The organism is Halorubrum sp., assembly GCF_046498025.1.
Classification (GTDB): Archaea; Halobacteriota; Halobacteria; order Halobacteriales; family Haloferacaceae; genus Halorubrum.
Window position 1 is genome coordinate 58,881 of the sequence record NZ_JAWOBM010000021.1, and the last position, 20,150, is coordinate 79,030.

At 69.4% G+C, this 20,150-nt stretch carries 18 protein-coding genes and 1 tRNA gene; 16 read left to right on the forward strand and 3 right to left on the reverse strand.

What is annotated here, in order from left to right; genetic code table 11:
* The first annotated feature begins 167 nt into the window (after window positions 1–167).
* The 4 genes from R6U01_RS05565 (at window position 168) to R6U01_RS05580 (ending at window position 5,696) form a co-directional block, all read left to right on the forward strand.
* Window positions 168–605, forward strand: a complete 438-nt coding sequence (locus R6U01_RS05565) for a hypothetical protein (protein WP_410285467.1) — start codon at window positions 168–170, stop codon at window positions 603–605.
* Between the two features lie 265 nt (window positions 606–870).
* Complete coding sequence (locus R6U01_RS05570; protein ID WP_410285468.1) at window positions 871–2,106, forward strand: PLP-dependent aminotransferase family protein; 1,236 nt, start codon at window positions 871–873, stop codon at window positions 2,104–2,106.
* Between the two features lie 306 nt (window positions 2,107–2,412).
* Window positions 2,413–4,041, forward strand: coding sequence for a Na+/H+ antiporter NhaC family protein (locus tag R6U01_RS05575; protein ID WP_410285469.1), 1,629 nt, complete (start codon window positions 2,413–2,415; stop codon window positions 4,039–4,041).
* 104 nt (window positions 4,042–4,145) lie between these two features.
* Window positions 4,146–5,696, forward strand: coding sequence for a hypothetical protein (locus R6U01_RS05580; protein ID WP_410285470.1), 1,551 nt, complete (start codon window positions 4,146–4,148; stop codon window positions 5,694–5,696).
* A gap of 59 nt (window positions 5,697–5,755) precedes the next feature.
* Here the strand turns inward: R6U01_RS05580 and R6U01_RS05585 are convergent, their stop codons facing one another.
* Window positions 5,756–6,634 (reverse strand): zinc finger domain-containing protein, encoded by an 879-nt coding sequence (locus R6U01_RS05585; protein ID WP_410285471.1) that lies wholly within the window; start codon window positions 6,632–6,634, stop codon window positions 5,756–5,758.
* A 139-nt stretch (window positions 6,635–6,773) separates the two neighbouring features.
* Between R6U01_RS05585 and R6U01_RS05590 the strand changes: the two genes are divergently transcribed.
* Window positions 6,774–7,367: a class I SAM-dependent methyltransferase gene (locus R6U01_RS05590; RefSeq protein ID WP_410285472.1), complete on the forward strand. Its 594-nt coding sequence runs from the start codon at window positions 6,774–6,776 to the stop codon at window positions 7,365–7,367.
* A gap of 239 nt (window positions 7,368–7,606) precedes the next feature.
* On the opposite strand, the gene R6U01_RS05595 is transcribed toward R6U01_RS05590, so the two are convergent.
* The gene (locus tag R6U01_RS05595) at window positions 7,607–7,852 is read right to left on the reverse strand and encodes a hypothetical protein (RefSeq protein WP_410285473.1); all 246 of its coding nucleotides are present in this window, start codon (window positions 7,850–7,852) and stop codon (window positions 7,607–7,609) included.
* Window positions 7,853–8,003: 151 nt separating this feature from the next.
* Between R6U01_RS05595 and R6U01_RS05600 the strand changes: the two genes are divergently transcribed.
* The 9 genes from R6U01_RS05600 to deoC all read left to right on the forward strand — a co-directional run bounded on the left by R6U01_RS05600 (window position 8,004) and on the right by deoC (window position 17,934).
* The gene (locus R6U01_RS05600) at window positions 8,004–9,011 is read left to right on the forward strand and encodes a type II CAAX prenyl endopeptidase Rce1 family protein (RefSeq protein ID WP_410285474.1); all 1,008 of its coding nucleotides are present in this window, start codon (window positions 8,004–8,006) and stop codon (window positions 9,009–9,011) included.
* A gap of 135 nt (window positions 9,012–9,146) precedes the next feature.
* Window positions 9,147–9,470 carry a BolA family protein gene (locus tag R6U01_RS05605; RefSeq protein ID WP_410285475.1) on the forward strand — a complete coding sequence of 108 codons (324 nt, stop codon included), beginning with the start codon at window positions 9,147–9,149 and terminating at the stop codon, window positions 9,468–9,470.
* Window positions 9,471–9,479: 9 nt separating this feature from the next.
* The gene (locus R6U01_RS05610) at window positions 9,480–9,893 is read left to right on the forward strand and encodes an EamA family transporter (protein ID WP_410285476.1); all 414 of its coding nucleotides are present in this window, start codon (window positions 9,480–9,482) and stop codon (window positions 9,891–9,893) included.
* A 129-nt stretch (window positions 9,894–10,022) separates the two neighbouring features.
* The gene (locus tag R6U01_RS05615) at window positions 10,023–11,432 is read left to right on the forward strand and encodes a class II fumarate hydratase (RefSeq protein ID WP_410285477.1); all 1,410 of its coding nucleotides are present in this window, start codon (window positions 10,023–10,025) and stop codon (window positions 11,430–11,432) included.
* 524 nt (window positions 11,433–11,956) lie between these two features.
* Window positions 11,957–13,102, forward strand: a complete 1,146-nt coding sequence (sucC, locus tag R6U01_RS05620; RefSeq protein ID WP_410285478.1) for an ADP-forming succinate--CoA ligase subunit beta — start codon at window positions 11,957–11,959, stop codon at window positions 13,100–13,102.
* Entirely contained in the window at window positions 13,099–13,968 is an 870-nt protein-coding gene (sucD, locus tag R6U01_RS05625; RefSeq protein WP_410285479.1) for a succinate--CoA ligase subunit alpha, read from the forward strand. Before sucC ends, sucD begins: the two co-directional genes overlap by 4 nt.
* Before the next feature lie 99 nt (window positions 13,969–14,067).
* A complete protein-coding gene (locus tag R6U01_RS05630; RefSeq protein WP_410285480.1) occupies window positions 14,068–16,659 on the forward strand; it encodes a GAF domain-containing protein in 2,592 nt (863 codons plus the stop codon).
* A gap of 103 nt (window positions 16,660–16,762) precedes the next feature.
* Window positions 16,763–17,080 carry an ArsR family transcriptional regulator gene (locus R6U01_RS05635; RefSeq protein ID WP_410285481.1) on the forward strand — a complete coding sequence of 106 codons (318 nt, stop codon included), beginning with the start codon at window positions 16,763–16,765 and terminating at the stop codon, window positions 17,078–17,080.
* A 182-nt stretch (window positions 17,081–17,262) separates the two neighbouring features.
* Window positions 17,263–17,934, forward strand: a complete 672-nt coding sequence (deoC, locus tag R6U01_RS05640; protein ID WP_410285482.1) for a deoxyribose-phosphate aldolase — start codon at window positions 17,263–17,265, stop codon at window positions 17,932–17,934.
* A gap of 100 nt (window positions 17,935–18,034) precedes the next feature.
* Here the strand turns inward: deoC and R6U01_RS05645 are convergent, their stop codons facing one another.
* Complete coding sequence (locus R6U01_RS05645; protein ID WP_410285483.1) at window positions 18,035–19,258, reverse strand: CBS domain-containing protein; 1,224 nt, start codon at window positions 19,256–19,258, stop codon at window positions 18,035–18,037.
* Window positions 19,259–19,477: 219 nt separating this feature from the next.
* Here R6U01_RS05645 and R6U01_RS05650 point away from each other — a divergent pair, with 219 nt between their 5' ends.
* Both R6U01_RS05650 and R6U01_RS05655 read left to right on the forward strand, forming a co-directional pair.
* Window positions 19,478–19,885 carry a DUF2267 domain-containing protein gene (locus R6U01_RS05650; protein ID WP_410285484.1) on the forward strand — a complete coding sequence of 136 codons (408 nt, stop codon included), beginning with the start codon at window positions 19,478–19,480 and terminating at the stop codon, window positions 19,883–19,885.
* An 83-nt stretch (window positions 19,886–19,968) separates the two neighbouring features.
* A tRNA-Ser gene (locus tag R6U01_RS05655) sits at window positions 19,969–20,052 on the forward strand.
* Window positions 20,053–20,150: the final 98 nt, after the last annotated feature.

Consider the following 20,150-nt stretch of genomic DNA (forward strand, 5'->3'; position numbering starts at 1 on the left):
CCGGCGGACGCGATACGCCTCTCGGCCGTCGCGGTCGTGACCGTCGTGTTCGCGACCGTCGCGTTCGCGGCTCCAACCGACATCGGATCGTCGAATCCGCCGTAAATCACCTTCCGAACGCCCAGTAAGATACTTTAGCGTCTAGCCATTACGTGTTATCAAGTGTCATGGAGTTCGCGGACGACACCTCGGATCGCCTCCGAACTGACGGCGAGTCGGGCGAGGGTCACACGTATCGAACGGAGCGAACCGTCCGCGAGGACGGACGGTTCCTCGGCGAGGTCGACGCCGAACGCTTCTGCGAGGTACTGCTGCGCCACCCGGACGCCTGCGAGGCGTTCAGGATAATCTCCGGGACCGGGTACCGGGACCCGGCGGAGTCGACGGAAACCTACTCCCCGGCGGAGCACGCCGGGCGGGTCAAGTCGGACGTGAGATCGGTCGCCGCGGACGTGGGCGACGGGTACACCTGCGTGGTCAGGCTCGATACCGCCGACCCGCAGCTCGCGACCGTTCGGAACCGCGTGGAGCGCGCGGAGGTCGAGTTCGACACCGAGCGAGTCCGTTGGCTCCCCCCGGAGGCGGCGGAGGGGTCCGGCGGCTGACCGACCGACGGATCCCCCCGCGCCGCACTGCGGTATCGGGGCGGTCAGCGGCCTCACCGCCACTGCGGGTGGCGCCGGTGCGACCGCGACCCGCTTCGCGGGCACCGGTCCGACCCCTCGGGGCTGATCGACTCACGACAGCGACTGATCGGCTCACGGCGGCGACTGATCGGCTCACGCCACTCGTCGAGAATATCTGATCGCGTATCTGCCTATTTCGCAGTAGATTTATCTGACCGTGGATGATTCTGTCGTATAACTGACGATGACACAACACGGCATCGAACACCTCTTCACCGACACCGTCCGCGACACCATGGGGAGCGGCGTCTACGGCGACTGGCGATCGATCCAGAACGCCGACGCGGTTCCGCTCGCCTTCGGGTTCCCGTATCCGGAGTCGCTCCCGAACGGGGAGCTGGTCTCCGCCGCCGAGTCCCTCCTGGCTGCCGAGCCGGACCGAGCGCTCCAGTACGGCGGCGGCGACCGCGCCGCCGGACTCCGCGACGTCATCGTCGACCGGGCGCGGGACCGCGGCATCGACTGTTCGACCGACGCGATCCACCTGACGAACGGCGCGACCAGGGCGATCGACACGGTCTGTCGGGTGTTCCTCGAGCCGGGCGACGAGGTCGTCGTCGAGGCGCCGACGTTCATGGGGGCGCTGGGCATCTTCCGGAACCACGGCGCGACGGTGACCGGCGTCGACGTGGACGAGGAGGGGCTCGACGTCGACGCGCTCGCCGAGGACCTCGCGGCCCGCGCGGAGCGCGGCGCACCGGGGCCGAAGCTCGTGTACACGATTCCCGACTTCCAGAATCCCACCGGCGTCACGATGGCGACGGACCGGCGCGAGCTGCTCCTCGACCTCGCCGAGACGCACGACTTCGTCGTGCTCGAAGACGACCCGTACGGGCGGCTCCGGTACGACGGGGTCGACCGACCGCCGCTCAAGGCGCTCGACAGCGCCGACCGCACGGTCCGGATAAACACCTTCTCGAAGACGATCGCGCCCGGCGTCCGCACGGGCTGGATCGTCGCCGACGAGCGGACCGCGGCGCAGTTCGACCGGATCGACGCGGGCGGCGAGCCGAGCTTCACCCGCGGCCTGATCGACACCTACTGCGCGGACGGCCGGCTCGACCGCGCCGTGTCACGGCTGTGTGAGGGGTACGAGGAGCGGCGGGATCGGATGCTCGCGAGCCTCGACGCGTACATGCCGCCGGACGTGGGCTGGAGCGAGCCGAGCGGCGGGTTCTTCGTCTGGATCGAGTTCCCCGACGGGACCGACACCGAGGCGATGCTGCCCGAGGCCATCGACGCCGGCGTCACCTACCTCCCCGGATCGTTCTTTTATGCCGGCGACGACGGCGACCGGTTCGCTCGGCTCTCGTTTAGCCACGCGGCGCCGGCGGCCATCGAGGACGGAATCGAGGCGCTGGCTCGGACCGTCAGCGACGGCGTTCCGTCGACGGACGGGCGACTCGGCCGCGGGCGGTGAGCGACGGCCGGATATCAGCCACCCCGCCGCAGGGAGAGGCGGCGCTCGCCGATCTGCGAGACGCCGGTGCTATCGCCCGTTTTTCCCCGACACGCCCGGAACGGAGCGGCGCCGCGGCGGGCATTATAAGGTATCAGTAGTATATTAATAACTAATGTTGTGTGGTACTCTACGGTGGAACACGCTTATTATACACAAGCGGTCAGTGCGAGTCGAAAATGCCACCCAAACCGCGCACTGATACGGGGGTAAAATTGCCGGACACGGATCTTCATCCGACTATCGTACCCGTTTGTGAGGTGAACTATGGCGGCTGAGACGTACGGGGCCATCTCCCTGTTTCCGCCGCTGTTCGCGATCGTGCTCGCGATGGTCACGCGCAAGCCGATCCTCTCGCTGTTCCTCGGCATCTGGTCGGGTGCCGTGATCTACGCCGCGGACCTCGGCGTGGTCCAGTCGCTCAACTGGGTCGTCTCCTCGATCGGAGAGAGCACGTTCAACGCGAAGATCATGCTGATCGTGTTGTTCCTCGGCGCGGGCGTCGCGCTCATCTGGCGGCTCGGCGGGGCCTCCGCGATCGCGAACGCCGCGACGTCGCGGCTCGACTCCCAGCGGAAGGTCGGCGGGGCGACGTGGGTCTTCGGCATGCTGTGGTTCTTCGGGGACTACTCGAATACGGCCATCGTCGGCACGACGATGCGCGAGATGGCCGACGAGATGCAGATGTCCCGCGAGAAGCTCGCGTACATCATCGACTCGACGGCCGCGCCCGTCGCCACGTTCGGGATCTCCAGCTGGGTCGTCTACCAGCTGAGCATGATCCGCGAGGGGTACGACGCGGCGGGTATCTCGGCCGGTTCGGGGGAGGTCCCCGGCGCGTTCGCGCTGTTCATCCAGAGCGTCCCGTTCAACGTCTACTGCATCCTGGCGGTGGCGATGGTGGGGATCATCGTCCTCAGCCAGCGCGACTTTGGCGAGATGCTCACGGCCGAACACCGGTCGTGGACGGAGGGGAAGCTGCTCCGGGACAACGCGGTCCCGATGCAGAGCGCGGAGGAGAGCCTCGGCGGTCTGCTGACCGACTCGCCGCAGCTGCGGTTCTTCCTGGTCCCGGTGGCGTCGCTCATCGCGGTCGTCATCGGCGGGGCGTTTTACACCGGGATCGCGGCGTCGGACGCCGGCGCCTCGACCCTCGAGATCGTCGGGAACGCGGAGTTCGTCGACGCGTTGCTGTGGGGGACGTTCACGATGGTCGCGGTCGCGATCACGCTCGGCGTGGGGAGCGGCGTCGCCTCCCTCGACGAGGCGATGGAGACGGTCATCGACGGGTTCAGCATGATGCTGACCGCGCTCTCGATCCTCGTCATGGCGTGGACGATCGGGACGGTCACCACCGCACTCGGAACCGGCGTCTACGTCACCAACGTCGCCGAGTCGTTCGTCACCCCGACGCTGCTTCCGCTCGTCGTGCTGTTCGCAGCCGCGCTCGTCGCGTTCTCCACCGGCACGTCGTGGGGGACGATGGCGATCGTGACGCCGATCGCGATCCCGCTGGCGTGGAGCGTCGGCGGCGGCACCGCGGCGCTGCTGCCGGTGGCCGTCGGGACGATCTTCAGCGGAGCGATCTTCGGCGACCACTGCTCGCCGATCTCCGACACCACCATCCTCGCGTCTACGTTCACGGGGGCGGACCACATCGACCACGTGCGGACGCAGATGTACTACGCGGTGACCGTCCTCGCCGTCTCGGCGCTGCTGCTGCTGACGTGGGGAGTCACCGGGATCACTCCGGTGGTCCTGCTACCGGTCGGCGCGGCCCTGCTGTACGGGATCGTCTACGTCCTCTCGGAGCTGGACGCCGGTCGGAAGGACGTCCTGGCGAAGCCGGTCAAGGCGGCGCGGCACTCTCCCTCGTCGGCGCCGTCCGACGACTGACCGGCGGTTCGCTCGCGAGTCCGCCGGACGCGGACCCGTGACGACCCGGCCGTTCCCGTCGTCTCAGGGGTACTTTCATATCCGATTCCGGAGTACGTGTGCGTATGACTGGCAAGGGTGACGACCCGGTCGAACGACTGAAGAGTCTCGCCGATGTCGAAGTCGAGGCGTTCAACGAGCGGGTTCGCGAGGAGGCGGACGTGATTCGAGACCACGTGGACGCGGGGACCTTCGACAACGAGCAGGTGACGACGGGACTCGAGTACGAGTTCTACGCCGTCGACAGCGAGACGGGACACCTCCGGCGGATCCCGCGGTCCCTCCTGGGCTGTGTCGGGTTCGATCGGGAGCTCGGACTCCACAACGCGGAGCTGAACTCGGCGGTTCACCCGTTCACCGGCCGCGGCATCGACGCCGTCCGAGCGGACGTGACCGCGAAGGTGGACGCGCTCCAGCGGCGCGCCGCGGAGGACGGGATCCGCGTCGTGAGCGACGGCATGTGGACGATCGGACCGGCGGAGGGGTCGACCGAGGACTACCTGACCGAGGCCACCCGCGAGGAGGGGTTGACGCTGGGGATCAACGTCAGCAACGGGGTTCGGTACCACGGGTTCGCCAGCGTCGACGACGAGCGGATGATCGCCAGCCGGATCGACGTCCCCGGCGCGAGGATCCAGGCCGACAGCGCGGGACCGGTCAGCCTCACCACGTCGATCCAGCCCCACTATCAGCCCCGTCGCGCCGCGGACCTCCCCAAGTATCATCGGATCGCGACGCGGCTCGCGGGGCCGCTGCTCGCGCTCGCCGTCAACTCGCCGTTCCTCCCGCCCGCGCTCTACGACGACCCCGGCCCGGACCGCGAGCTGCTCGTGAGTGACGGGTACGCCGAACACCGGATCCCGGTGTACGAGCAGATGATGAACCCGTCCGGACGGGACCGGAAGGTGAAGTTCCCCGGCGACTTCGAGACCCTGAGCGAGGTCATCGACCGGATCGCCTCCGACCCGGTCCTCGTCCCGGCGGACATCGAGGCGGAGGGCCGCTTCGACGACGAGTTCGTCCACTTCCGACACAAACACGGGAGCTACTGGCGGTGGGTCAGGCCCGTGTTCGACGGCGCGACCGCGGGGAGCGCCAGCGCCCGCATCGAGTTCCGACCGATCGCCGGACAGCCGACGATGTCCGATTCGGTGGCGGTTCTCGCGGCCTTCGGCGGGGCGATGCGGGGGCTCGGGGAGCGCGATCACCCGATCGTCGACCTCCCGTGGAAACGGGCCGAGGAGAACTTCTACGCGGCCGCCCGGGACGGGCTCGACGCCGACATGACGTGGATCACGGCCGACGGGGCGGAGACGACGGAGACGGAGCGGCTGTACGACGACCTGTTCGCGGCCGCGACGACCGGGCTGGAGGAGCACGGCTGCACCGCGGACCAGATCGCCGCGGCGCTCTCCCCGCTCCGGAGCCGGGTCGAGACCGGGCGGACGCCGGCCGCCTGGAAGCGGTCGGCCGTCGACGTCGCCCTCGACGAGGGGGCGACACCCGCCGAGGCGGTCCGGTCGGCACAGCGCGCGTACGTCCGACTCCAGCGGCAGACGCTCTACGACGACTCGCTCTGCGACTGGCCCGACCCGGAGGCGGTCGTCCTCGCCTGACCCGGACCCACCGCGACCGCGTGACTTCGGGTCATCACGACCGGCCGAGTCAGCGACCGTCAGCCGCGCCGCACCGCGATACCCGAGTAGCCGCAGGCGTCACAGGAGAGCGTCTCCCGGGCGCCGAACCGGTACGTCGACAGCGGCTCGCCGCAGCGCGGGCAGGGGTCGCCGGCCGCCAGCGGCGGGGCGTGGCGGACGCCGGCGACGACGAGCCGGACGGCGAGCTCGTCCGCGGCCGCCTCGTCGACCGCGCCGCCCCAGATCACGTTGGCGTCGGCGCCGATCCGCTCGCGGACCGCCGCGATCACGTCGGTCGCGGCGGCGACGCTCGTCGCCGGGTCGACGACGACGTCCACGAGCACCGCGCTCGCGTCGGTCGCGTCGACTCCCTCGGGGAGCCCGTCGAAGGCCGCCGCGACCGCGGTTCCCGGCGCGTCGCGGTCGGCGCTCCCCGTCCCCAGCGCGGCGACGCCGGCCGAGAGCACCGTCTCGGCGTCGGTGAGGTCGAGGTTGACGAACCCCGGTTCCTGGACCGTCGCGAGGAACGCGCGGACGGCCGCCTCGACGGCCGTTCCCTCGGCGAGCACCACCGCGTCGACGGACCGCCGAACCGCGGCCAGGGCGTCGCCCTCGGCGGCGGCCGCGGGGACGACCGCGACCGAGAACGCGTCGAGCGCGTCGAGCGCACGGAGCGTCTCGACCGGCTCGTCCCCCTCACCGACGTCGTCGGGATCGAGCGCGACGACGACCGCCGCGGGCCGGGACCCGTCGGACGATCCCTCGCTCGCCGCCGCCAGGAGCTCCGCCGCCGCCGCGTACCGCGCGTCGTCGAACGTCGAGCCGGCGAGCCGGTCGGCGTAGGCGCCGAGACCGCAGACGACGACGGAGCTGTCGAGGGCGTCGGCCGCCTCGCGCAGGTCGTCCCGGTGAGACATCTGGGAGGGTCGTTTCGGCTCCGACGACAAACCCCTTCCCACTCGCCAGTCCGCCGGGCAGCCGGTCGCGACAGATCCGCCTCGCGGCCGTCGTCGCTCGGATCCCAATCGCTAAGCCGGCCGATCGCGACCGGCGCGTATGGACCGATTCCGGAACACGGGCCAGCCGGACTGGGACTGGTGGGGGCGCGTCTGGCCGACGCCGGGCGAGACCCTCCGACGACTCGGCGTGAGGTCGGGGGACCGCGTCGCCGAGATCGGCTGCGGCAACGGCTACTTCGCCCTGCCGGCCGCCCGGATCGCGAGCCCGGCGTCCGTGTACGCCGTCGACCTCGACGAGTCGCTGCTCGCGGAGCTGGAGGGGCTCGCGGCGGCGAAGGGGATCGACACCGTCGTGCCGGTCCGCGGGGACGCCCGGGACCTCGCCGCCCTCCTCCCCGAGCCGGTCGACGTGGCGCTGCTCGCCAACGCCTTCCACGGGATCGACGACCGCGCGGCGTTCGTGGCGGGGGTCGCCGCCGCGCTCGCGGCCGACGGTCGGTTCGTCGTCGTCAACTGGCGCGACCGGCCGCGCGAGGAGACGACGATCGGCGGCGAGCCCCGCGGCCCGCCGACCGACCTGCGGCTGGGTCCCCAGGCGACGCGGCGCGCGGTCGAGGACGCCAGCGACCTGCGGCTCGCCCGGGAGGTGGACCTCCCGCCGTTCCACTACGGGCTCGTCTTTGAGCGCTGAGGCAAGTCGGACCGCGGCCCCCCACGAGAACTCCCACGTCGTCTCCGGCTCCGGCGCGTTCGCGAGCGTCTGGCACACCACGCAGTACCGCTCGGTGTACCTCCGGAGTGCTTCCCGAGTCTCCTCGTACTCGCGTTTCAGCCGCTCCTGTTTCTCCCGCTTGTTAATGTCTGCCATGATCGTTCACCGTACCGAGAGGCGCGAAAAGAGATTCGCGCCGTCGTGCACCCGCGCTCGCGCTACGGCGGATCGGCGGACGGCGGACCGGCGATCGGCGCCCTTGACCGACGGTAGGCCCACAGGAGAGCGTACGTCAGCTCGACCAGCGCGCCGACCGCGACCACGTCGGTCGGCGTCGCGATCCAGCCGAGCGTCGCGGGCGCGAACCGGAGCGAGACGAGGGCACCGGTCGCAGCCTCGTGCGGCCCGGCGAAGAACGCCCACGCGACGAGCAGCCCGAGCGACCCGACCGCCGTCATCTGCATCGTCAGCGTCCGCGTGAGCTCGAGTTCGCCGAGGACCCGTTCGGTGTCGATGGCGCAGTCGGTCGCCGAGGGTCGATTCGTGTCGATCCGTCAAGAGGTAACGTTGTCGGCGACGTGTGGATTTTTCACGGTTCTCCGGCTGTTAGCACTCATGCGGAAACCCTCCATCCGCTCGGCCCTCCGTGGTGAAGACCAGCGACTGCGCCTGCCCTTCCGGCTCGCGTGGAACGAGACCGACCGCCGGCTGCGAGCCCCGATCCGGATCGCGATCGCCTTCGCGCTGTTCGTGGTGCTCGCGGGAGCTGGGAACCAGTTTCGACCGACGCTCCTGGCGGGCGACGGAGCGCTCGTTCAGGTCGTCAACATGATCGGCCGACATCTCCCCAACGCGATCGGTCTCTCCCTCGCGGTCATCCTCGCCGCCCTCCTGATCGACCGCCGGCGGCTCGCCGACCTCGGGCTCAGCGTCGACCGAGGCTGGTGGCGGGGGCTGATCGGCGGCACCGCGCTCGGCGGCGGAATCACGCTCCTCGCCGTCGGCGGCGGCATCGCCTTCGGCTACTACGAGTTTGCCGGCGTCGCGACCCCACGCGATCCGCTCGTCTGGCCCCTGCTCGCAGTGGGCGGGGCGGTCTTCCAGCTGATCTTCGTCGTCCCCGAGGAGCTGTTCGTCCGGGGGTACCTGATCACCAACGTGACCGAGGGGCTCGACGGCGTCCCGTCGGTTCCGCGCTGGCTGGCCGCCGGCGTCGGCGTGCTCGCCGCCTCGGGCGTGTTCTACCTGACGCACGCGGCCGCGAAAGGCCCGACCGTCGGGCTGATGATGGGAAGCCTCTCGATCCTCCTCGGGCTGGGATACGTCCTCAGCGGCGACCTCTCGGTTCCGGTCGGGATCCACTTCGGATTCAACTTCGCGGGAGTGCTCGTCGGGACGAACCCCCAGCCGGCGAGCCTCCTCCGGACGACGAGCAGCACGACCGTCCGGGAGTCGCTCGCCCTCCCGATAGAGGCGGTCGCGGGTCGACTCGTCGGTGCTCTCCTCGGGATCGCGATCCTGGTCGCCTGGTATCTCCTCGTCGTCGGACGGCTCCGCGTCGTCGCCGACATCGCTCGTCCGACGTTTCGGCGAGCGGTCACGGGGGAGACGGGCGACGGCTGACGGTGCAGCGAGCGCCTCGGATCGGCGCGAACGCCACGTCGTTCAGGTCGTCTCGTCGGCATCGCCGGTCTCGTCCGCTCGATCCGCTCGGTCGCGTTGCGGTCGCTTTTTGTCGAGGCGGGTCCGAGTCGAGGTATGACGATAGAACCGGCCGAGATCGAGGACCTCATCGAGGCGGAGATACCGGACGCGGTCGCCCGCGTGACGGCCCCGCGGATCCACAACGACGAGGACGAGGACGCGCACTTCGCCGCCGTCGTCGTCTCCCCCGCCTTTGACGGCGAGTCGCTCGTCGACCAGCACCAGCGCGTGTACGACTCCGTCGGCGACCACATGACCCGGTCCGTCCACGCCCTGGAGATCAAGACGTACACCCCGGCGGACTACGCCGAGCACGGCGACGGGAGCCTCGCGCCGGCGCTCCGCGAGGCGGGGCTGTTCCCCGTCGAGGGGGAGTGAGGGCGCGCGGTGAACCACGTCGTCGGACTCGCGCTTCTCGCCGCGGTCGCGTGGGGGTTCTGGGCGGTGTTCGCGGACGTCGCGACGCGGTCGATGGCGCCGGAGGCGGCGATGATCGTCTCGTACACCGTCGGGGTCGGCGTCGCCGGGCTGTACATCCTTCACCGGGGGACGACCGTTTTCGGGAACGACCCGACCGCGATCGGAATCGCGGCGCTGGCGGGCGTCGCCTCCGGGATCGGCGCGGTCGCGTACTACGCCGCGCTGCAGGCCGGCGCGGCGGGCGTCGCGACCACGATCACGGCGCTGTACTTCGTCGTCGCCGCGGGGCTCGGCGTCGCGGTGCTCGGCGATTCGCTCGCCGTCACCGACGTCGCCGGCATCGGTGCCGCGGTCGTCGCCGTCGCGCTCATCGCGTACTGATCGACGATCGAGAGGGGGCCCGCGTCTCCGACATCGCGAGGGCCCGCGTCTCCGACCCCGACCGCGGGTGTTCCGGCGGGGTGGCCCGCATCCAATAGCTTTTACCGGGGCTCGCGGGAATCGTCGCGCATGAGCGAGGACTACCGCACGGAGGAGGACAGCCTCGGAGAGATGCAGGTGCCGGCCGACGCCTACTGGGGCGCACAGACCCAGCGCGCGGTCGAGAACTTCCCGATCTCGGGGATCCCGATGAGCCGGCGGTTCATCCGCGCGCTCGGCGTCGTGAAGAAGGCGGCCGCGCAGGCGAACCGCGACCTCGACCTGCTGGCGGAGGACACCGCGGAGGCGATCGTCGCCGCCGCCGACGAGGTGATCGCCGGCGAGCACGACGACCAGTTCCCGGTCGACGTGTTCCAGACCGGCTCCGGGACCTCCTCGAACATGAACGCCAACGAGGTGATCGCCAACCGCGCCGCCGAGATCGCCGGCGCCGAGATCGGCGACCGCGTCGTCCACCCGAACGACCACGTCAACTACGGCCAGTCGTCCAACGACGTGATCCCGACGGCGATGCACGTCGCCGCCCTCGAGGCCGTCGAGAAGGACCTGGTGCCCGCGCTCGAGACCCTGCACGCCGAGCTGGAGGCGAAGGAGGCCGAGTTCGACGGCGTGGTCAAGACCGGCCGGACGCACCTGCAGGACGCGACGCCGATCCGGCTCGGGCAGGAGTTCGGCGGCTACCGGACGCAGGCCGCGAAGGGGATCGAGCGCGCCGAGCGCGTCCAGTCGAACCTCCGCGAGCTGGCCCTCGGCGGCACCGCGGTCGGCACCGGGCTCAACACCCACCCCGACTTCCCCGGGCTCGCCGCGGAGTACATCTCCGACGAGACGGGGACGCCGTTCCGCGAGGCCGTCGACCACTTCGAGGCGCAGGCGGCCCACGACGCGATGGCGGAGGCGCACGGCGCGCTCCGGACCATCGCGGGCAGCATGAACAAGATGGCCAACGACCTGCGGCTGCTCGCGTCCGGCCCGCGCAACGGGCTCGGCGAGATCGAACAACCGGAGAACCAGCCCGGCTCCTCGATCATGCCCGGCAAGATCAACCCGGTCGTCGCCGAGTCCGTCAACCAGGTCCACAAGCAGGTCGTCGGCAACGACGCCGCGATCTCCGCCGGCGCCGCCCGCGGCGAGATCGACCTGAACCTTTATAAACCCGTCATCGCCCACAACTTCCTCGAATCGGCGGCGCTGCTCTCGAACGCCGCGGAGACGTTCGGCGAGCGCTTCGTCGCGAAGCTCGAGGCCAACGAGGAGCACTGCGAGACCCGCGTCGAGCAGTCGATGGCGCTCGCGACCGCGCTGAACCCCGCGATCGGCTACGACAAGGCGTCGAAGGTCGCGAAGACGGCGCTGAAAGAGGGGAAGAGCGTCCGCGAGGCCGCCGTCGAGGCCGGCTACCTCACCGAGGCGGAGGCCGACGAGGTGCTCGACCCCGAGGCGATGACCCACCGCGTCATCCTCGGCGACGAGGACTGAACGACGGCGGATTCGGGGTGTGGCCTCCGGTCAGTTTTCGCTGAACCGACGTCGCGGTCGACCATTCGATCGGTCGTATTCGCGGTACCGACGACTATTTATAAATTAACGGGGCGGTGGCGCGCTCCGGCGAGCGCCGGCCCGCGGCGCGAACCGAGCGCGAGGGAGGCGGCGGTCCGGTGCGGCTCCGACCGCACCGGGCCGTCGGCCGAGGTTGGGGAGGTGTGAGGTGCGGTTGCTGTGCGGGTGGGACTCAAAGGGGCAGCCGCGAGGCTGGGGGCTTTGGCGGTGTTCACCGTCCGTCTACAGTTGACCATTTATATACAAGCAGCCGAGGCTTCGGAGACGCTTCCCGTCGATACTCGTCGCTCGTGTATAACTGATCAGTCGAAGCGTCGACCGAACACGCCGCACTGTCACCGGGTCGTGTCCGATCGCCGGTCGCCGTCACTTCCGAGCACCGTATCCACCGCTCGCGCCGAATCGGCACCATTTAAGCCGCCGTCGGTCCGCCTTCGAAACGGATGAAACTACACGAACATCAAGCGAAGACTATCTTCGCCGACGCCGGGATCCCGGTCCCGGACTCCCGGCTCGCGACGACCGTCGACGAGGCGATCGACGCCGTCGACGAGATCGGCTACCCGGCCGCGATCAAGGCGCAGGTCCACGTTGGGGGCCGCGGCAAGGCCGGCGGCATCAAGATCGCCACCGACCGCGAGGAGGCCGAGCGGTACGCCGAGGAGATCCTCGGGATGGACCTGAAGGGATACACCGTCGACTCGGTCCTCGTCGAGGCGGGCGTCGACTTCGTGGACGAGCTGTACGTCGGCGTCACCATGGACCGCGGCGCAGGCGAGCCCGTCCTGATGGTGTCGACGGAGGGCGGCGTGAACATCGAGGAGGTCGCCGAGGAGAACCCCGACGCCATCGCCCGCGAGCACGTCGACCCCGCGTTCGGGCTCCACCCGTACCAGGCCCGCAAGGTCGTGTACGATGCCGGCGTCGACGCCGACGTCGCGCTCGACGTCGCGTCGATCCTGACGACGCTGTACGACCTCTACGAGGAGAACGACGCCTCCGAGATCGAGGTCAACCCCGTCATGATCACGAGCGACCGCGACGTGACCGCCGCCGACGCCGTGATGAACATCGACGAGGACGCGCTGTTCCGTCAGCCCGAGCTGGCCGAACTGGCCGAGGAGTCCTACGAGGACGACCTCGAACGCAAGGCCGGCGAGTACGGCTTCGACTACGTCCGCCTGTCGGGCAACGTCGGCATCATCGGCAACGGCGCCGGACTCGTGATGACGACGCTCGACCTGGTCGATTACTACGGCGGCAAGCCCGCCAACTTCCTCGACATCGGCGGCGGCGCGAAGGCCGAGCGCGTCACGAAGGCGCTCGACATGGTCTTCTCCGACCCCAACGTCGACAGCGTCGTGTTCAACATCTTCGGCGGGATCACCCGCGGCGACGAGGTCGCCACCGGGATCAACGAGGCGCTCGCGGAGTTCGACGAGATCCCGAAGCCGGTCGTCGTCCGGCTCGCCGGGACCAACGCCGAGGAGGGGATGGAGATCCTGAACACCGACCTGATCGAGGTCGAAGAGACGCTGGAGGACGCGGTCCAGCGTGCGGTCAAGAACGCGGAGGAGGTGACCCAATGAGCATTTTCGTCGACGACGACACGCGCGTCGTGGTACAGGGGATCACCGGCGGGGAGGGGAAGTTCCACGCCGGCCAGATGATCGAGTACGGCACCGACGTCGTCGCCGGCGCGGTGCCCGGCAAGGGCGGCCAGGAGGTCGACGGCGTCCCGGTCTACGACACCGTCGACGAGGCCGTCGAGACGGAGGACGCGGACGCATCCGTCATCTTCGTCCCGCCGGCGTTCGCGGGCGACGCCATCTTCGAGGCGCTCGACACCGATCTCGACCTGGCCGTCGCGATCACCGAGGGGATCCCGACGCAGGACATGGCCAAGGTGAACAAGCGGCTGAGCGAGACGGACACGCGCCTGATCGGCCCGAACTGCCCGGGGATCATCACGCCCGGCGAGGCGAAGCTCGGCATCCTGCCCGGCAACATCTTCGCCGACGGCAACGTCGGGCTCGTCTCCCGCTCCGGCACCCTGACCTATCAGGTCGTGGACAACCTCACCGGGCGCGGGCTCGGCCAGTCGACCGCCATCGGCATCGGCGGCGACCCGATCATCGGCACCTCCTTCATTGACGCCCTGGAGGCGTTCGAGGCCGACGGCGACACGGACGCCGTCGTGATGTGCGGCGAGATCGGCGGCGAGGACGAGGAGCAGGCCGCGAAGTTCATCGGCGAGCACATGGACACGCCGGTCGCCGGCTTCATCGCCGGACGCACGGCGCCGCCGGGCAAGCGGATGGGTCACGCGGGCGCCATCGTCTCCGGCTCCGGGACGGGCACCGCGCAGTCGAAGATCGACGCGCTCAACGACGCCGGCGTCCCCGTCGGCGACACCCCCGAGGAGGTCGCCGACCACGTCGAGGACTTCCTGTAGGCGACGGCGGACGGTACGTCCCCCGCTCTTTTTTCCTGCGGTTCTCAGACCTGGGGATCGGAGCGTAAGCTAAAATTACCGGTGGAGCGACCGACGCCCATGGACACCCCCGACCGGGACGGAGCCGACGGTCCCGCCACCGACGCGTTCCACCGCTCGGAGCCGGCCGGCGGGGGTCCGCGGCGGGTCCTCTTCGTCGACGACGAGCCCGGGGCCGCGGACCTCGCGGCGGTCCACGTCGAGCGGCTGGTCGACGGGGTCGAGACGGTGACGTACGCCGCGCCGGAGGAGGCGCTCGGCGCGGTCGAAACGGACCGCGTGGACTGCGTCGTCAGCGACTTCGATATGCCCGGCTCCAACGGGCTCGAACTGCTCTCCGAGGTCCGCGCCGTCGACCCCGGGCTCCCGTTCGTGCTGTTCACGGGGAAGGGGTCGGAGGAGATCGCGAGCGAGGCGATCTCCGCCGGCGTGACGGACTACCTCCAGAAGGGCGTCGGGCGCGACCGGTACGAGATGCTCGCGAACAGCGTCGAGAACGCCCTGGTGCGTCGACGGGTCGAACGCGACCTCCACGGGGTGAACGCGAAGGTGACCGCGCTCCACGAGTTCGCGGCGGACGTCGTCGCGTGCGAGCGCGTGGACGACGTGTTCGAGCGGACCGTCGCCGCGGCGGAGGGCATCTTACAGTTCGACCGGTGCGTCACGGCCCGTCGCCGTGGCGACGAGCTCGTCCCAGCGGCGCTCTCGGAGAGCGTCACGGACGACGAGGTCCGCGTGTTCGAGGTCGGGGAGGGGGTCGTCGGGACCACGGCCGCGGAAGAGCGGACGATGGTGGTCGACAACGTCACCGTCGACCCCGCCGACCCGGACGACCTGGAGGACCCGGAGAACTGCGGCCGTCCGGGCGTCGGGCGAGCCGAGGGCAGCGCGGTCGCCGACCCGGTCGCCGACGACATCCGCTCCGCGATCAGCGTTCCGATCGGGTCCTACGGCGTGCTGCAGGCCGTCTCGGACGGCTACGCCGCGTTCGACGAGAGCGACGTGGAGTTCGCGGAGCTGCTGGCCGCTCACGCCGCCGACGCGATCGAACAGATCGAGACCGAGACCGCGCTCCGGGCGGAGCGCGACCGCCTGACGGCGCTGTTCGACGACCTCCCGCTTCCGGCCGTCAGGACGGTCGCGCTCGGCGGGGGCGACCGACGACTCGACGCGACGAACGAGGCGTTCGAGCGGACGTTCGGCTACTCGGCGGCCGATCACGGCTACCGCGAGATCCGCGAGGCGATCATCCCGTCGGGCGCCGACCGACACGACCCCGAGACCGTCCTGGATCAGGAGCGCGTGCCGCGCCTCGAGGTCCGCCGCCGCACGACCGACGGGCTCCGGGACTTCATCCTGCACGTGATCCCGGTGCGGCGCCGGGACGAGACGGTCATATACAGCGTCTACGCCGACATCGGCGAGCAGAAGCGGGTCGAACGAACGCTGCGGAAGCTCCACGAGACGACGCGCGAGATGTTCCGCGGGGAGGACCGCGAGGAGATCGCCGCGCTCGCCACGCGCGCGGCCATCGACATCTTGGAGTTCCCGAACAGCGCGGTCCGGCTGTACGACCCCGACGCGGAGGAGCTGCTGCCGACCGCGATCAGCGAGGAGGCCACGGCGGCGCTCGGCGAGCGCCCGGCGTTCGGTCCCGGCGACGGTCGGATCTGGGAGGCGTTCGACCGCGGGAAGCCGGTCCTCGTCGACGACCTCGACGCCGTCGACACCGCGGTCGGCTACGGGGACCTGCGGAGTCTGCTCGTCGTCCCGCTCGGCGATCACGGCGTGATGCCGCTCGGCTCCCGCGATCCGGGCTTCTTCGACGACACCGCGATCCAGCTGGCCCGAGTTCTCGCGGCGAACGTCACCGTCGCCCTCGACGGCGCCGAACGCACGGCGCAGCTGCGGGACCGCGACGCCGCGCTCCGGCGCGAGATCGACCGGCTGGAGAAGTTCGCCGGACTCGTCTCGCACGACCTCCGGAACCCGCTCAACGTCGCGTCCGGGCGACTCGGTCTCGCGCGGGGGCTCGTCGACGACGACGACGCGCTCGCCGAGCTCGACCAAATCGGGGACGCCCACGACCGGATGGAACAGCTCATCGACGACCTCCTCACGCTGGCGCGGCAGGGGCGGACCGTGGACGGGCTGGAACCGGTCGAGCTGGCCGAGGCGGCCGCTCGGGCCTGGCAGACCGTCGACACCGCAGACGCGCGGTTGGACGCTCCGGACGAGTCGGTCACGGTGGACGCCGACCCGGAGCGACTCCGGACGCTGTTGGAAAATCTGTTCATCAATAGCGTCGAGCACGGCTCGACTGACAGCCGGGAAAACTCGGACTCCTGTGTCACCGTCACCGTCGGCCCGCTCTCCAACGGGTTCTCCGTCGCGGACGACGGCGCGGGGTTCGAGGGACACGTCGACCCCGACGAGGCGGTCGAGTACGGGACCTCCAGCGACCCGCACGGGACCGGCTTCGGGCTCGCGATCGTCCGGGAGATCGCCGCCGCACACGGGTGGACGCTCACGGTCGACGACGTCGACGGCGCCCGGTTCGAGTTCCGGACCGGCGATCGAACCGAGTCGTTCGCCCGCGATCGAATCGAGTCTCCCGCCCGTGATCGAACCGAGTCTCCCGCCCGCGACTGATCCATCCGAGCGGCGCGGACCGGTATATAAATAAGCGGGTGGCGTGCGTCCGGCGCGCACACCCGGGCCACGGTTATTGACGGCTCACCCATGTACCAGTTATATGGACGACAGTGCCCGCCAGCTGCTTTCGCCGCTCCCGCCGAGCGCCAAACTGGTCTACTACGTTCTCGACGAGGAGGGTCGGTTCGACCAGACCGGACTCGCCGAGGAGACCCGCCTCTCCACTCGCACCGTGCGGTTCGCGGTCGAGAAGCTCACTGACGTCGGGCTCGTCGAAGAGGGCCTGTGTCCCCGCGACGCCCGTCGCTCGGTGTACGCGCCGGTGCCCGAGTCCGAGCGCCCGACGGACGCCGAGCCGGAGGCCGCCTCGGACCCCGACGCCGACGCGCCCACGGCGGCCGCGGTCGCCGAGGACTGAGACCGAGCGGCCGACCTCGAAACGGGCTCGTGAGGGCTCGAACCACCCGATTCTCGCGCTCTGACGCGTGGACAACGTCCACGCGCTCCCGCGCGGGTTCGTCGCCCCACCGGGTGAGCGACGGCGTGCCGGTGCGTTTCGAGCGGCGGACATACTTATCATCTCGAACACAAGGGGAAGACATGTCACTGGAGGACACACTCCGAGAAGACCCCGAGCGGATCGCGTCGATCATCGACCACACGAACGTCGACCCGACGGCGACCGAAGCGGCGATCCGGACCCTCTGCGAGGAGGTCCGCGAATACGGCTTCTGCTCGGCCGTCGTCGTCCCGTACCACGCGGCGCTCGCGAGCGAACTGCTCGACGGGGACGCGAACGTCGTCGCGGTGATCGGGTTCCCCTACGGGATACAGAACTCGGCGGCCAAACGAAGCGAAGTCGAAGCGCTCCGCGAGCACGTCGACGAGTTCGACATGGTCATGAACAGGACCGCGTTCGCGAACGGCGATCACGAGTTCGTCGTCGACGACGTCGAGGCGGTAAAGGACGCGGTCGGAGAGGCGACGCTGAAATGCATCATCGAGTCGCCCGCCCTGACGCCGTCTGAGATACGGCGGGCCGCTGCGCTCGTCGAAGAGGGCGGTGCCGACTTCGTCAAGACCGCCGTCGGGTACGACGGGCCGACGGAGATCGACGAGATAACCGCGATCCGAGACGCCGTCGGTTCGGGCACCGAGATCAAGGCCTCGGGCGGGATATCCACCTTCGACGAGGCGCTCGACATGGTGGCCGCGGGCGCGACTCGGATCGGCGCCTCCTCCGGCGTGGAGATCTACGAATCGACGCAGTAGCGTCCGCCCGACCCGGCAGCGTGCCGGCGTCCGTTCGGCCGCTCGTCAACGAGCCCGGTCGTGATCGAAGAGACCGCCGCGCAGAGCGGAGCCGTCTCGCTCACTCGGCCTCTTCGAGTATCCATCCGAACCGCTTCTCCCAGAACTCCTCGTTCCGGGGCTTCTTGTTCCGCCCGTGCGTCTTTTTATCACGTATCTGACGTTCGAGAACGTCTCGTGCCTCGTTGAGCGCGTGGCTCGCACCGTATCCCTCCGCCGAAGCGAGGTAGAGACCCCGGTCCGTGTGGAGTCGGATCCGGGCGAGCAACAGCGGCGTGCCCCGAAGCTTCTCGTCGTGTTTGTGAAGATGGACTTTCGCATCGAGGATGTCCATCCCGTGGTCCCTGTCATCGAACTTCTCGATCATCTCCACGATCTCGTCGTACTCCACGTCGTCGAGGAGATCCGAGTTGTACACTTGGACGGCGCGGGTCTCGTCCGCCTCCCACGTCAGCGAGTCGAGGATGTCCGTTTTCGTGACGATCCCCGCCGGCTCACCGTCCCGCTCGACGACCAACGACGATCCGCCGATCTCGAACAGCTCCTCCACGGCGGTTTCGAGCGTCCGGTCGGGCGCGATCGTCCGCACCGGCGAAACCATCGCGTCTCGAACCGGCAGATCGATGACTCGCGCCAGTTCCCCTTCCCGGGCACCGAACCCGCCCCGCCGCGTACGCCCGTCGCTGACAGCCGCCCCGTCGGCGTTCGCCTGCGTATCGCCCGCGTCTCCGCCCTGACTCCGAACCGTGTCCCGAATCGTCAGGTCCATGACGTCGTAGAGACTTAGGATTCCGACCGCCGTGTCGTCCTCGACGACCGGGATGTGCGTGATCCGGTTTTCGCGGAAGACGTTGAGCGCCTCGCCAACGCTCGTCTGCGGTTCGATACTGATGATATCGGGCGAGTACGCTTCGCCGACCGTGGCGGCGTCGAGGAACCGCTTGACGCTCTCCAGCAGGTCGTCTGCGGTAACGACGCCGATCAGTTCGTCGTCGTCGAACACGGGGAGCAGCCGTGATCCCCCGTCGATCATGAGCTGTGCGACCCGCCGGACATCCTCGTCAGGTGTGACCCGGGGAACGCTCCAGACCACCGACTCGAGCTTTTGATCCGGCTGGTGCTGTGAGCTCGCGAGCTGCCGTCTCGTGACGACGCCCTCGAACTCCTCTCCGTACACGACGACTCCGGCGACCGACGGGTCGTCGAACGTCCCGACGAGCTTTGAGACCGGTGTGTCGGGAGGAAGCTTCACGTACTCCGTCGAAACGATGTCTGTAATTTCCATGAGTGTGGGTGTGTTTCCGTGTCGGTCGGGCGGGCCTGTTTCACCGCTGGCGTTGGCCTTACTCCGGTTAGACAGTTGTCATCCACTCACAAGTACTCGCTGCCCGTTCTCGGGGCTCGGCAATCTGGACTCCGGCCGTCTGGACGGGGCCGGACGCTCGTTTCCAGACGGTGAGAACGTTCAAGTCTATTGACAACCTCTCGGCGAGTACGCTCACCTATGAACTTCGATGAATTCACCGGCGAAGTACAGCACAGGCTCGAACTGCCTGGGACGGGAGAGACGGTTCGGGCGATCCGGGCGACGCTCATGACGCTCGGTCAGCGGATCCCGGAGGGGAACGCAGAGGACCTCGCCGCGTCGCTTCCCATCGAGATCAAGTGGTACCTGACCGGCGCGGTCCACGAGCACGGCCAGCGCTTCGACTGGCGGGAGTTCGTCGAGCGAGTGAGCGAGATCGAGCAGGCGGACCCGGCCGACGCGGCCTATCACGCCCGAGTGATCATGGACGTGGTTCAGTCGCAGGTTCCCGCGTCGGACTTCCACCAGCTCAGGGACATGCTTCCCGAGAGCGGGGACTCCGAAAACTGGGGGAGCCTCTTCGAGCTCGTCGACGACGAGAACTGAGGCGGGCCGGCGCCCGTTTCGCCGGCTCGGGAGGCACCGGCACGCGTATGCGGCCCGTCGTCGTCGGTCGGGACCGCTCGCCCGGTGGGATGACGGAGTGGACGAACGTGCCTGCTTGGAAAGCAGGTGGCCGAAAGGCCTCGTGGGTTCGAATCCCACTCCCACCGTCGGCACGCGGCGCACGTCGCGCCGCGGGCATCTTGTGCGGGGATTCGAAGCCTGCGAGTCGCAAGCGCCGGAGCGGAGCGATGGCGACCGTCTCGCA

Coding starts and splice junctions, on each gene's coding strand:
- R6U01_RS05565 (WP_410285467.1), top strand. CDS start 168: ATGGAGTTCGCGGACGACACCTCGGATCGCCTCCGAACTGACGGCGAG.
- R6U01_RS05570 (WP_410285468.1), top strand. CDS start 871: ATGACACAACACGGCATCGAACACCTCTTCACCGACACCGTCCGCGAC.
- R6U01_RS05575 (WP_410285469.1), top strand. CDS start 2,413: ATGGCGGCTGAGACGTACGGGGCCATCTCCCTGTTTCCGCCGCTGTTC.
- R6U01_RS05580 (WP_410285470.1), top strand. CDS start 4,146: ATGACTGGCAAGGGTGACGACCCGGTCGAACGACTGAAGAGTCTCGCC.
- R6U01_RS05585 (WP_410285471.1), bottom strand. CDS start 6,634: ATGTCTCACCGGGACGACCTGCGCGAGGCGGCCGACGCCCTCGACAGC.
- R6U01_RS05590 (WP_410285472.1), top strand. CDS start 6,774: ATGGACCGATTCCGGAACACGGGCCAGCCGGACTGGGACTGGTGGGGG.
- R6U01_RS05595 (WP_410285473.1), bottom strand. CDS start 7,852: ATGCAGATGACGGCGGTCGGGTCGCTCGGGCTGCTCGTCGCGTGGGCG.
- R6U01_RS05600 (WP_410285474.1), top strand. CDS start 8,004: ATGCGGAAACCCTCCATCCGCTCGGCCCTCCGTGGTGAAGACCAGCGA.
- R6U01_RS05605 (WP_410285475.1), top strand. CDS start 9,147: ATGACGATAGAACCGGCCGAGATCGAGGACCTCATCGAGGCGGAGATA.
- R6U01_RS05615 (WP_410285477.1), top strand. CDS start 10,023: ATGAGCGAGGACTACCGCACGGAGGAGGACAGCCTCGGAGAGATGCAG.
- sucC (WP_410285478.1), top strand. CDS start 11,957: ATGAAACTACACGAACATCAAGCGAAGACTATCTTCGCCGACGCCGGG.
- sucD (WP_410285479.1), top strand. CDS start 13,099: ATGAGCATTTTCGTCGACGACGACACGCGCGTCGTGGTACAGGGGATC.
- R6U01_RS05630 (WP_410285480.1), top strand. CDS start 14,068: ATGGACACCCCCGACCGGGACGGAGCCGACGGTCCCGCCACCGACGCG.
- R6U01_RS05635 (WP_410285481.1), top strand. CDS start 16,763: ATGGACGACAGTGCCCGCCAGCTGCTTTCGCCGCTCCCGCCGAGCGCC.
- deoC (WP_410285482.1), top strand. CDS start 17,263: ATGTCACTGGAGGACACACTCCGAGAAGACCCCGAGCGGATCGCGTCG.
- R6U01_RS05645 (WP_410285483.1), bottom strand. CDS start 19,258: ATGGAAATTACAGACATCGTTTCGACGGAGTACGTGAAGCTTCCTCCC.
- R6U01_RS05650 (WP_410285484.1), top strand. CDS start 19,478: ATGAACTTCGATGAATTCACCGGCGAAGTACAGCACAGGCTCGAACTG.